Origin of the sequence: Rhodopseudomonas julia, assembly GCF_030813515.1 — a bacterium.
GTDB classification, from domain to species: domain Bacteria; phylum Pseudomonadota; class Alphaproteobacteria; order Rhizobiales; family Afifellaceae; genus Afifella; species Afifella julia.
In genome coordinates this window covers 581,160-592,998 of sequence record NZ_JAUSUK010000002.1, presented here as the reverse complement: position 1 = coordinate 592,998, position 11,839 = coordinate 581,160, and the positions used below count along the sequence as shown (strand labels likewise).

The window sequence follows — 11,839 nt, the reverse complement described above, 5'->3', positions numbered from 1 at the left end:
AGATGAGCGGGCTTCAGCCGCGGTTGGTTTTGGAGCGCACGTCGATCCACACCGCCAGCAGAATGACGAGGCCCTTGACGATGAGCTGGTAGAAATACGGCACCGACAGAAGGCTCATGCCGTTGTTGATGATGCCGATGATGAGTGCGCCGAGAAGCGTGCCAACCATGGTGCCGACGCCGCCGGCCAGGCTGGTGCCGCCGAGCACGGCGGCCGCAATCGCATCGAGCTCGTAGCCGAGACCGGCATTGGTCTGCGCCGAGCCGAGGCGAGACGACAGAAGAATGCCGCCGACGGCCGCCATCACGCCTGAGATGGTGAAGATGATCACCTTGATGCGTTTGACGCGAATGCCGGAATAGACGGCCGCTTCCTTGTTGCCGCCGGCGAGATAGGCACGGCGGCCAAACACGGTTTTTGCAAGCAGCACGAAATTGAAGACGAAGAGCGCGAGCACGATCCAGATGATGATCGGCAGGCCGAGCCAGTTCTCCGCGCCGATCGCAAGCCAGGCGTCGTTGTTGATCGGCGCCGGCAGGCCACCCGTCGGCAGCGACACGAGCCCGCGAAAAATGCCCATCGTTGCCACCGTCACGATGAACGACGGCAGCAACAGATAGGCCGCGAGCACGCCGTTGAAGGCACCCATGATGGCGCCGGACAGAAGCGTCAGCCCGAGCGTCGGCCAGAAGCCCAAACCGATGGCGAAACATTGCGCGGCCACCATGCCGGCGACCGCCAGGATCGAGCCGACGGACAAATCGATCTCGCCGAGCAGGATGACATAGGTCATGCCGAAGGCGAGCACCGCCACCACCGACACCTGCTGCACGATGTTGAGCAGGTTGTAGAAGACGAGAAAGCGCGGGCTCAGCACCGAAAAGACGACACAGAGGACGATCAGCGAAGCGACGATGCCGCCATATTCGCGAACGGCCGGCGCCGAGGTGAATTTCGAGACGAAGCTCTTCATGATTGCATCCCTGCGGCGTAGGTCATGACGGTCTCAGGCGTGAGCCCCTCCCCGTCGAGGATGTTGGCGACCTTCTTGTCGTGCATGATGACGAGCCGGTCGGAGAGGCCGAGCACTTCCGGCAGATCGGAAGACACCATCAAGATGGCGGCCCCGTCGGCGGCCAATTGCCGGATGATCCGGTAGATCTCGAATTTCGCCCCGACATCGACGCCGCGCGTCGGCTCGTCGAGGATCAGGATGCGCGGCTTGATGCGCAGCCATTTGGCGAGCACGATTTTTTGCTGGTTGCCGCCGGAAAGGTTTGCGGCCGGCGTGTCGATCGTGTCGGTCTTGATCGTCAGCCGCGCGACCTCGTCTTCGGCTCCACGGCGCTCGGCCGAGCGCCTCGCAAATCCGAAGGCGTTCGACACCTCGCCGAGCGACACCATGTTGATGTTGCGCTCCACCGTATGGGCCAGAACGAGACCCTCTTCCTTGCGGTTTTCGGTCAGGAAGGCGATGCCGTGCCGGATCGCGTCGTCGGGCGAGCGCGGGGCGATCTTCGTGCCATCGAGAAATATCTCGCCGCCTTCCGGCCGCTTCACGCCGAAAAGCGCGTTCATGACGTCGGAGCGCCCCGAGCCGACCAGCCCGAAGAAGCCGAGCACCTCCCCGGGGCGGGCATCGAACGTCACGTCGTGGAAGAGATGCCCGCCGTTCAACCCGTCGACGCGCAGGACCGGCTCGACCTCTGGTCCCGGCTTCGGCGCCACGCGCGGCGGGTAGATGTCGTGCATCTCGCGTCCCACCATCATGGCGATCAGCTTGTCGATGCTCGTCTCTTCGCGCGTCATCGTGCCCACGAGTTCACCGTCGCGGATGACGGTGATGTCGTCGGACAGCCGCATGATCTCTTCCATGCGGTGCGAGATATAGATGACCGTGACGCCCTTCTCCTTAAGGCGCCCAATCAGCGAGAACAGGATTTCCGCTTCGCTTTCCGACAGCGACGACGTCGGCTCGTCGAGGATGACGAGATCGGCGGGATAGCTCAGCCCCTTGGCGATCTCGACGAGCTGGCGTCGGGCGATCGAAAGCTGGCTCACTTTGGCGCGAGCCTTGATCGGCAGGCCGAGCTCTTCGATCAGCTCTTCGGCTTTGCGCACCAATTCCGCGTCATCGATGAAGCCGAAGCGGTTCGGCTCGTGCGTCGCGAAAATGTTCTCCGCCACCGTCATGTGGCGGCACAGGCTCAGCTCCTGGAAGACGATCGTCAGGCCCGAAAGCCGCGCCTCGCGCGGGCTCTTCGGTCGATAAGGCTCGCCCTTGAAGGTGATTTCACCGGAGGTCTGCGGATGCACCCCGGCGAGGATCTTCATCAAGGTGCTCTTGCCGGCACCGTTTTCGCCGATGAGCGTGTGGACGCGTCCCTTTTTCACCGAGAGCGTCATATCTTTGAGCGCCGTGACCGGCCCGAAGGTCTTGGTCACATTGCGGATGTCGAGAACCGTCTCGTCTTGGGGGGCGGTCATGGCGAAAGCTCCGCCGATGCTGGCAGGAAGGCTGGCAAGGGACGAGGATGTGCCCGCGCCCACCAGATTATGCGGCGGGCGCGGGGCACAAAAGGAGAGAGTGGGGGGCGGCTCTCTCCTGACGTGGTCTCGTTACTTGGTCTCGCCGTCCTTGGTGACGACGCCCGGCTCGATCGGCTGTTCGGCCGCGACATCCTCGCCGTTCATGACCTTCACGGCCGTCTCGACCGCGACCTTGCCCATCTCGTCGGGATACTGCGCGATCACGCCCACCATGACGGGATTGTTGGCGACCGCATCGCGGGCCTCTTTCATGCCGTCGAAGCCGATGACCTTCACCTGGTCCTCAAGCCCTGCGGAAGCGACAGCCGAAGCAGCGGCCAAAGCCGCGTCATCGCCAAAGCCGAAAATGCCGTCGAGGTCGGGATGCGCCTGCAGGATGTTCTGCGCCGTCGTCAGGGCCTCAGAGCGCGTGATCCCGGCCTGCTGCGCCACGATCTCGATGTCGGGATGGGATTCCATCGCCTTCTTGAAGCCATCGGTGCGGGCGACCACCGAGGCGACCATCGGATAGTCGATGATGGCGACCTTGCCCTTGTCGCCGATCATCTTCGCCATCAGCTCGCCGGCCTTGACGCCGCCGGCGTAATTGTCCGTGCCGACATAGGAGGTGACATCGACGTTCTTCGCCGGCACGTCGACGGTGATGACCTTGATGCCGGCCTTCTGGGCGCGCCCGATAACGGTGCGCACGCCGGTGGAATCGACCGGGGAAATGATGAGAACGTCGACGCCCTTGGTGATGAAATCCTCGACGTCGGCGAACTGCTTGTTGAGATCCTGGTTGGCGATCTTGATCTCGAGCGGCACGCCTTCGGCCTGCGCTTCGGCGCGCATGGCATCGGCGAGCGCGATATAGAAGGGATGCTGCTGGGTCAGGAGCGAGGCCCCGATCCCCTCGGCAGATGCCGGGCCGGCAAACCCGGCGAGCGCGATCCCGGCTGCGAGCAGGGACTTCGAAACGAAACTTTTGAACATAGGCTTCCTCCTGATTATCGGGCGGTGCGCTCCGCCTTTTCTGATGGCGAGCACGAACGGCGCCCGATCACTGGCTTTGCCGCGAACGGCTTATTTCGTCACGCTGAGGTGCCAGCTTCTGATCTTCGGGTCATCTGCCCGCCCGGCAGTGGCAGCGGCGAAAACCGTGCATGCGAAAAGCGGAAGCGGGACCGCGAGAAACCTGAACCGGCACATGCGCGGGCACGGGCCGCGCCTCCTTTCATCAGATTGTTATTGACGCCAGATGACACTTCATGGGACAAAATGTCAATTTAAATTTGTCGCGCGTAAAGAATTGAAATGTCGCGTGCCAGATAGATTGTCCGTGACCGCTCTCCTCTCGTCACGGCAAAAAGGAGCGTGGCCGATTGTCTTCGTTTTGGATTGAGCCAGAAATCGGTTCAATCACACCGAATTCGTTCGCCGTCCGAATCTCCTGGGCGGCCCAAAGCAACGCCAACCTCGACAGAGACAGCTGCGGAACCTCCTCATGAGCGGCAAGAAAATCAGGAACATGGAGGATTTCGCGGCCGCCGCCGGCATCTCCCGCCCGACGATCTCCAAGTACTTTCAGGATCCGAATTCCGTGCGCGCCTCGACCCGGCAGCGCATCGAGGAAGCGCTGGCGCGCCACAATTATCAGCCGAACATTTTTGCGGTGAATCTGAACCGCCGCAATCCACGCAACATCGGCGTCATCGTCCCGCATATCTCCGATCCGTTCTATGCGGAGATCGTGCGACAGATCGAGATTTCGAGCCTCCGCCAGGGCTATTGGGCGATCGTTTTGAGCTCGCACGGCGAGCCGGATCTGGAGGCGAAGGCGATCCAGATGCTGCAATCGCTGAAACTCTCCGGCGCCGTCGTGGCACCGCTCGGCTACGAATCCGATGCGGGCCTCATCCGCGAGCTGCGCCAGGCGATGCCGCTCGTCTTCCTCGATTCGCGCGCGGCCGAAGACCAGCCCTTCGTCGGCACCGACAATGCGCAGAGCATCTCCTTGATGGTCGAATATCTCTGCCGCACCGGCGAGCGCCCCTGCTTCCTCGAAATGCCGCGCGTCAACCGCAACGCCACGGAACGACGCGCCGCCTATGAACGGGCGATGGCCAATCTCGGCTTCGAGGCGCATGTACTGTCCGTCGAGTCCGCCGACTGGGATTTTGAAAGCGTCGGGTTTGAGGAAACCAACAAGATCCTCGATCAGGGCGGCTTTCCGACACGCTCGGTTTTATGTGCCAACGACCGCCTCGCCTTCGGCGTCATGGCCGCCGCCTTTCAGCGCGGTCTCAAGATCGGCCGCAGCGCCGACGCCGATCTCAGGGTCGCCGGCCACGACGACCATCCGCTGAGCCGCTACACCTGTCCTGCCCTCACGACGGTCGCGCAGGATTATTCCGGTCTTGCGACCGCGAGCCTGAAGCTTCTTCTCGATATGATCGGCAAATCCGAGGAGGCATCGCCGAAAACGGAACCCGTCAGGCCGACGCTTCTTGAAGCAAAACTGATCATGCGCGATTCCGCCTGAGGCGCGCGCTCACGGTTCGCACACTGGGCCGCACACATCTCAACCTCTCACCCAGACGAGGCCATCCTGTCCCCCTCCCGCTCGCGCAACGGCGCTCTTCTCATCGATCTCGACGGCACGGTGATGGACAGCGACCCCTACCATTACGAAGCCTTTCAGAGGACCTGCGCCAAATACGGCGCGAAGATCGACGAGGAGATTTTTCGCACCCGCATCTCCGGGCACACCAACGACGAGATTTGCGCCGAGCTCTTTCCCCATATCGACACATCGCGGCACGCCGAAATTGCCGACGAAAAGGAAGCGTTGTTTCGTGAGCTTCTGAAACAGGGTGCGCAGCCGATCGCCGGCCTGCCCGAGCTCCTCTCCTGGGCCGGGGCGAAAAACTGGGGGCTCGCTCTCGTCACCAATGCACCGATCGCCAATCAGCAGGCGATCCTCGCCGGTGTCGGACTGTCCGACGCTTTCGATATCCTGATCTCCGCCGACGAGCTTCCCCGCGGCAAGCCGGATCCGCTGCCCTATCAGACGGCGATGGAACGGCTCGGCGTCGATGCGCGACACGCGGTCGCCTTCGAAGATGCAATTCCGGGCCTGACGGCGGCCGTGAGAGCCGGCGTCCCGACCATCGGCCTTCGCACCAGCCTTCCCGAGGAAACCTTGCTGCAGGCGGGGGCGGCACTTGCGATCCGCGACTACCACGATCCGCGCCTGCGGCCCTTCCTGCTCTCCCGCATCGAAGGCTGAGGGCCGCCCCCTCCGCCGCCCCGCGAGAGGGTCTCCGCGGCAGATGCTCCCGCCGATCCTAAGCCGGCAAATCTATAGGCATTTAAGAGACTTACCAGTCTTTCTTTAACTCCAACTGCGTATGCCTGTCGTGGTGGCCCGGCAGTTTGGGCGATGGCATTCCCAGAGAGACATTCTGGCAGGCGGTCTCCGCCAGCCAGCGCCATAGATCGCAACAGGCGAGACACCGTCTCCAGGAGCGCAGATGTCGGGCCTCACTTCCGGATCGATCCGCGACCGCTTTCGCAAGCGCTGCCGGCGCGAGCACGACTGGATCGACGAACTCACCAACCGCAATGAGCCTCTCTCGTCCGACGAAGAGGCCGAGCTGATCTTGCGTGTGCATTCGCTCGCCGGAGCGGGGGGAACTTTCGGCTATCCCGAAATCAGCGAGCGCGCTTTGCGTGCCGAGCAGGTGATGCGGCAAACATCCTGCACCAGCCCCGAAAGCCGCGAGGCCGTCGAAGCCCTGCTTCAGGCCCTTGAGGCCGCGACCCAGGAATAGACGACGGCGCCAGACCTCGTCGCATTCAGCTCAGAAAATCTCGCGCCTGCTCGGCAAGCGTCATCGGATCGAAGGGTTTCCGGATGACGCCGGCCGCACCGATCGCCATGAAGCGAGCGATCTCCGTCGTCTGCGTCTTCGCCGTGACGAACACGATCGGCACGTCCGCGGTCCGCGGATCGGCTTTCAGCTGTCGCAAGGTTTCCGGCCCGTCCATACCCGGCATCATCACATCGAGCAGAATGAGATGCGGTTCGAATTTCGGAGCCTCGGCAAGCGCTTCGGTCCCCGACGAACAGGTGCGCACGGTGAACGTGTCGTCGAGTTCGAGCGACAGCGCCGCCACCTCGCGGATGTCCGGTTCGTCGTCGACGTAAAGCACACGAAAGTTCATCTGACGGCTCCCATTTCGCGGCGTTGCGCAGCCCCCTCCTTCTCGCGATGCTCGAAGGCCAGCTTGCGCACCAGATCCGCGATCGCCTTCTCCGACGTTCGCGTTTTCGTCATCGCCGCTTGCACCCGTTTGGCGACATCCTTTTCCGCATCGGCCGCGGAAAAAATGATCACCGCCGTCCCACTCGGGATCGTACCGAGCAGGCACGCACCCTGCCCGTCCGGCAGCCCGAGATCGAGGATGACGAGATCGAACGTCGTGCGCGACAAGGCGGCTTTCGCTTCCGCAATCGTGCGCGCCTTGACGACCTGCATCTCCTCGCCGAGTTCGGCCGCCATCACCTCCAGAAGGCTGTCGTCGTCTTCCACATGCAGGATGGAGGGGCGCCGGTGCGACAGACGCGCCGCGATCACTGACGCCGCCCGCCGCAACTCCTCCATGTTCCTGGGCCGCTCCAGCCACGCGGCCACCCCGACGGCAGAGCCGTTGAGCACCCGCTGCGCATCGTCGATGCTGGCCGAAATCATGATGACCGGCATGCCTCGGTCGGCGGTCGCATCGCAGAGTTCGCGAATGAGCGACAAACCTGCCTCGTTCTCCAGATCGAGATCGACGATCACGGCCAGATAATCCTTGGCAGCAATGTCGCGGCGTGCAGCTGCTACATTGCGGGCGATCGTGCTCTGAAAGCCTTCCTGCTGCAGGTTCTCGGCAATCAGTTCCGCAACGTCCTCGGCATCTTCGCAGATCAAAACCGTCCGCGACGTCTCGGCAGGCAAAGACATCTCAACCGCCGGCGATGCCTCGCGCGTGACGTGCCATTCGGGAAGATCGACATGGAAGACGGTGCGGACATCCGGCTCGCTCTCAAAGCTGATGTCACCGCCGGAACGCTCCACGATGGCTTTCGCAATGTTGAGGCCGAGCCCGGTGCCGCCCTTCTGGCGTGTCGCCGAGGAATCGGCCTGCTCGAACCGGCGGAAAATGCGGCTCCTGAACGCTTCGGGAATGCCCGGCCCGTTGTCGATGACGGAGATGCGCAGGTTGTCGCCCTTGCGGCACAGATTGACGACGACCGTCCCGTCTTCCGGCGAATATTTGATGGCATTCGACAAGAGGTTCGTCAGCACCTGATGCAGCCTGTCGGGATCGACGTAGACATTCGCATCCGGTGCATCGTCGACGACGCTGATCTCGACATTCCGGTCCGCAAGATAGTCGCGGCTCGCCTCCACCGCCTGTTCGACGGCGGGATGAAGCCCGACCGGTATCGGCTCAAAGGGCATGCGCCCGGATTCGATTTTTTCGATATCGAGGATATCGTTGATGAGGCGCACGAGCCGTTCCGAGTTGGAATGCGCGATGTTGATCAGGCTCGCGGCCTTCTTAGGCAGCTCGCCGGCCGCACCGCCGGCGACAAGGCCGAGAGAGCCGCGGATCGAGGTGAGCGGCGTGCGCAATTCGTGGCTGACCGTGGAGATGAAATCGTTCTTCATCTGCTCCATGCGCTTGCGGTCGGTGATGTCGAAGAGCGAGCCGTCCCAGATCACCTTGCCGCTCGGATCCATGCGGGGTTTGGCGGCAATGCGCACCCACACCTTGCCACCACCGCGAACGGCGAGCTCGGCTTCCATCACCCAGGACTGCATGCTGCTCGCCGAAGTGGCGAGCTTTTCCCGAGCCCGGGCCAGATCGTTGGGCGAAAACAGGCGGTCGATATGCGAGGAATTCGCCAGCAATTCCTCCACTCCGATGCCGAGGAACCGCTTCACACCCGCCGACACATAGGTGAACGAGGCAGAGCCCGGCCGCTCCTCCTTGAGCTGAAAGAGAACCCCCGGCGCGTTGTTGACCATCGCCTGCAGCAAAAGCCGGCTTTCGCCATAGGCGGCGATCGCCCAGCGTCTCTGCAGATCGCCCAGAAACAAAAGCCCGAGCACGATGACAGCGACGAAGTTGGTCGGCACCAGCAGCGACAGAAGGGAGAACGCCATATCGGCCGACAGATTCGGGATGAAGACGAGCAGCAGCGCCGGCGTCGCCGCTGCGATCGCGGCAAGCGCAAAGAGCCCGCCGATGTTGAGCTGCCCCTGATATCGCCGGTTGATGACGAACCAGACGACCGTCGAGCCAGCGCCCACGACAAGGATCGCGAAAATGCCGGCGACCATCCCGGCCCCGCCGAACCAGACGCGCATGGCAACGAGCATCGCGCCCGTGACGACCGTGCTGATCGGCCCGCCGAGACCAGCAGAGAGCGCCATCACGACATTGCGCGCATCCACCACGATGCCCGGCGCAAGCACGATCGGCGCCGCCATGCTCAACAATCCCGTCAATCCGAAAATCAGACCGGTGACGCCGCCCTTCAGCCAATGCGACCGGTCGAGCCGCGGCCCGAGAAACGACAGCGCCAGGATGGCGAGCGTCACAAGAGCCGCACTCTCGATCATATGGATAAACTGGAGCATTCTAATATCTTCGCCGCCTGCGCATCTTCACCCGTCAAGGTTGATGGAAAGGCTCAAGAATACAAGGCCAGCTTCGCTCTATCCGCCAAGCTCGTAAACCGCGTGCGAACAACATGCTGGCCGAGAGCGCTATCTTGCCGGCGCAAAGACGCGAAAATGGCAGCGCGACTGGCCGCGAGGCGAAAAAGCAACGACAGGGTGCAGGACGAGCGCGACGTAGGCAAAGCGCCACGCGAGGGCTTCGGCCGCGCCTGCCGACGCCACGCACGCGCAACTCCGGCGGATCAAGATCGCCTCTAGCGGAGCGCCTGAACCTTGCCGAAAGCGCTCTCGACATGTGCGAAAACGCGGGCGAAGGAGGCTTCCGCCCCAACCACGGCCCGGGCTTCCTCTGCCGGTGAGAGCTCGACGGCGTCGAGCGCATTCGTGAAGGCTCGCCAGGATCGGGCTCTGCCCTCTTCCGCACCGGCGAGATGGCGCGCCCCGAAACTCTCCGAAAGACCGATCTTCTTGGCTTCCTTGATGAGGAAAGCGGCGCCCAGATTGGAGCCTTCGGTCACATAGAGATAGCCGAGCGCCGTCGGCACATCGATCGCGCCTTCGCCGAACACGGGCTCCAATTCCGGTCGAGGAAGGACGAGCCCGAGATCGGCGAAATCCTGCTCCACCAGATGGAGTTGTCGCCGCTCGGGAAGGTCGGGGAGAATCGCCCGGAGGTCGGAATGAAAACACAGCGCGTCGACATCGAAGAAGACACGGTGCTGCATCTTCAAAAACAGCGCGTAGCGCTCCAGGCTGGAAAACGGATCGCAGGCCATGACCGTCTGGTCGAGCCGCATATGCGTTTCGTGCGTCGCCGCCTTGAGCCTTTTCGCCCGGCTCGGTTCCACACATTGCGCGAAATCGGTGGCACTCATGAGACCGGCCATAACATGTGAAAGACCTCGCGTCCCCCTTCAACTCGTCAGATCCGGGAGGACCGGCTGACGCAGCACCGGCAGCTCTCAGCCAATTGCAAACGCCGGCACCATCGAGAAAGAACGCCTGAGGGCCGGACAAAGGCGGATACACACCCGCACGGCCTCAGGGGACATCCCAGAACCCCTCAGCCTCGCTCAGCTTCGGAGCGCTCGAAAGGGCCGCGACATCGGGGCCTGTCGGCGCAAGCTCCGAGAGACCGGCAATCACCGCTTCGAATTCGGCCGCGACGGCAAGCAGCCGGAGATCGTCATGTCGTCGCCCGATGATCTGCAGGCCGAACGGCATGCCGTTGTCATCCCGCCCGCAGGGGATCGTGATCGAAGGGCAGCCGGCAATTGTCGAGGCATAAGCCGAAGCCAGCCAATGGTAATAGCTTGCCGTCGGCCGCCCATCGATCTCCTTCGGATAGGCCTCGTGCCAGTCGCGCGGCTGCGCTGTGACCGCCGGCGACAGGATGAAATCGCAATCGTCGAAGAAGCGCTGCCACCGCCGGTCGTAATTGCCCTGCATCACCAGCGCCTGCGCCACGTCTTCGGCGCTGTAGGACCGCCCCTCGAGGACATTCTCTGTCACGTTCTCGCCAACGAGCTCGGGGGTCTTGTCGACGAAGGCCGCATGCGTGGACAGGAAGATGACCGAGCGCAGCACCGCGAAGATGCGATCGGCATCCGCGCAATCGGGGCATGTCTCATCGCACGCGCCGATAAACGGCAACAGCGCGTTCATCCCTTTTCGGAACGTGCGCCGGCTTGCCGCCTCGACTGGAGCAAAGCCGAAATCCTCTGTCACGGCAAAGCGCAGGGAGACGAGATCGCTGCGCGGCAGATGGGCGAAATCTTCTGGCCTCCACGCCGTCTCGCCATTCACGACGGCCGTAAACGGATCGCGCGGGTCGGGCCGCGCCATGACCGAAAGCATCAAGCCGCAATCGGCGACATTGCGCGCCATCGGCCCGGAGGTCGCAAGCGGCAACAGGCTCGTACGACGGGCGTCTCCCGGCACCACGCCGAAACTCGGGCGAAACCCGACGACCCCGCAAAATGCGGCGGGCGTGCGCAGCGAACCGCCGAGATCCGACCCCGAGGCGAGAGGTGCGTAGCCGCAGGCGAGCGCGACGGCGGACCCGCCCGACGATCCGCCGCAATTGCGGGTGAGGTCATGCGGATTGGCCGTCGTGCCGTAGACGCGGTTGCGCGTATTGGCGCCGGCGCTCCATTCGGGATTGTTGGTCTTGCCGAGCGGCAACGCACCGGCTTTTCTGAGTCCTGCAACGAGCGCATCGTCCCGCTTCGGCACGTTGTCGCGAAAAATTTCAGAGCCGAATGTCGTCGGAAGACCCGCGACATCGCTCATATCCTTGATGGCGACGGGCAGGCCGTGCAGAGGACCGAGAGCGTTCCCAGCCGCCCTGTCCGCATCCGCCTTTCGCGCACCTTCGATCACAGCGTCGAAATCGCGCGCCACCAGCGCGTTCACCGCCGGATCGATCGCCTCGACGCGCGCGATCGAGGCCCGCGCGAGTTCTTCGGCGGAAAGCTCTCCGCGCCCGACCAGACGCCGCGCCTCCCTGGCGCTGAGATCGGCCGGATCGCAGGCGTCCGGCTTGGAATCGGCGGGCGTAACCACGG

10 protein-coding genes are annotated in these 11,839 nt (G+C 63.2%); 3 read left to right on the top strand and 7 right to left on the bottom strand.

The window, feature by feature from the left end; all coding sequences use genetic code 11:
- Positions 1-13 precede the first annotated feature (13 nt).
- The 3 genes from J2R99_RS11955 to J2R99_RS11945 form a co-directional block, all read right to left on the bottom strand.
- Positions 14-973 (bottom strand): ABC transporter permease, encoded by a 960-nt coding sequence (locus tag J2R99_RS11955; RefSeq protein WP_307154698.1) that lies wholly within the window; start codon positions 971-973, stop codon positions 14-16.
- Positions 970-2,487, bottom strand: coding sequence for a sugar ABC transporter ATP-binding protein (locus tag J2R99_RS11950; protein ID WP_307154697.1), 1,518 nt, complete (start codon positions 2,485-2,487; stop codon positions 970-972). The genes J2R99_RS11955 and J2R99_RS11950 overlap by 4 nt, the downstream gene beginning before the upstream one ends.
- 132 nt (positions 2,488-2,619) lie before the next feature.
- Positions 2,620-3,525: a substrate-binding domain-containing protein gene (locus J2R99_RS11945; RefSeq protein WP_307154696.1), complete on the bottom strand. Its 906-nt coding sequence runs from the start codon at positions 3,523-3,525 to the stop codon at positions 2,620-2,622.
- Between the two features lie 511 nt (positions 3,526-4,036).
- Between J2R99_RS11945 and J2R99_RS11940 the strand changes: the two genes are divergently transcribed.
- From J2R99_RS11940 to J2R99_RS11930, 3 genes are all read left to right on the top strand, one after another.
- A complete protein-coding gene (locus J2R99_RS11940; RefSeq protein WP_307154695.1) occupies positions 4,037-5,074 on the top strand; it encodes a LacI family DNA-binding transcriptional regulator in 1,038 nt (345 codons plus the stop codon).
- Positions 5,075-5,110: 36 nt separating this feature from the next.
- On the top strand, positions 5,111-5,821 hold the full coding sequence (locus tag J2R99_RS11935) for an HAD family hydrolase (RefSeq protein WP_307155693.1): 711 nt from the start codon (positions 5,111-5,113) through the stop codon (positions 5,819-5,821).
- A 244-nt stretch (positions 5,822-6,065) separates the two neighbouring features.
- Complete coding sequence (locus J2R99_RS11930) at positions 6,066-6,365, top strand: Hpt domain-containing protein (protein WP_307154694.1); 300 nt, start codon at positions 6,066-6,068, stop codon at positions 6,363-6,365.
- A gap of 25 nt (positions 6,366-6,390) precedes the next feature.
- Here the strand turns inward: J2R99_RS11930 and J2R99_RS11925 are convergent, their stop codons facing one another.
- The 4 genes from J2R99_RS11925 to J2R99_RS11910 all read right to left on the bottom strand — a co-directional run bounded on the left by J2R99_RS11925 (position 6,391) and on the right by J2R99_RS11910 (position 11,837).
- Positions 6,391-6,759 (bottom strand): response regulator, encoded by a 369-nt coding sequence (locus tag J2R99_RS11925; protein ID WP_307154693.1) that lies wholly within the window; start codon positions 6,757-6,759, stop codon positions 6,391-6,393.
- A complete protein-coding gene (locus J2R99_RS11920) occupies positions 6,756-9,230 on the bottom strand; it encodes an ATP-binding protein (protein ID WP_307154692.1) in 2,475 nt (824 codons plus the stop codon). The genes J2R99_RS11925 and J2R99_RS11920 overlap by 4 nt, the downstream gene beginning before the upstream one ends.
- Before the next feature lie 296 nt (positions 9,231-9,526).
- Entirely contained in the window at positions 9,527-10,147 is a 621-nt protein-coding gene (locus J2R99_RS11915; protein WP_307154691.1) for a biliverdin-producing heme oxygenase, read from the bottom strand.
- 166 nt (positions 10,148-10,313) lie between these two features.
- Positions 10,314-11,837, bottom strand: a complete 1,524-nt coding sequence (locus tag J2R99_RS11910; RefSeq protein ID WP_307154690.1) for an amidase — start codon at positions 11,835-11,837, stop codon at positions 10,314-10,316.
- Positions 11,838-11,839: the final 2 nt, after the last annotated feature.

What these genes read in the sequence shown, in the direction of transcription:
- J2R99_RS11955 (WP_307154698.1), bottom strand. Translation starts at nt 973, where the DNA reads ATGAAGAGCTTCGTCTCGAAATTCACCTCGGCGCCGGCCGTTCGCGAA.
- J2R99_RS11950 (WP_307154697.1), bottom strand. Translation starts at nt 2,487, where the DNA reads ATGACCGCCCCCCAAGACGAGACGGTTCTCGACATCCGCAATGTGACC.
- J2R99_RS11945 (WP_307154696.1), bottom strand. Translation starts at nt 3,525, where the DNA reads ATGTTCAAAAGTTTCGTTTCGAAGTCCCTGCTCGCAGCCGGGATCGCG.
- J2R99_RS11940 (WP_307154695.1), top strand. Translation starts at nt 4,037, where the DNA reads ATGAGCGGCAAGAAAATCAGGAACATGGAGGATTTCGCGGCCGCCGCC.
- J2R99_RS11930 (WP_307154694.1), top strand. Translation starts at nt 6,066, where the DNA reads ATGTCGGGCCTCACTTCCGGATCGATCCGCGACCGCTTTCGCAAGCGC.
- J2R99_RS11925 (WP_307154693.1), bottom strand. Translation starts at nt 6,759, where the DNA reads ATGAACTTTCGTGTGCTTTACGTCGACGACGAACCGGACATCCGCGAG.
- J2R99_RS11920 (WP_307154692.1), bottom strand. Translation starts at nt 9,230, where the DNA reads ATGCTCCAGTTTATCCATATGATCGAGAGTGCGGCTCTTGTGACGCTC.
- J2R99_RS11915 (WP_307154691.1), bottom strand. Translation starts at nt 10,147, where the DNA reads ATGAGTGCCACCGATTTCGCGCAATGTGTGGAACCGAGCCGGGCGAAA.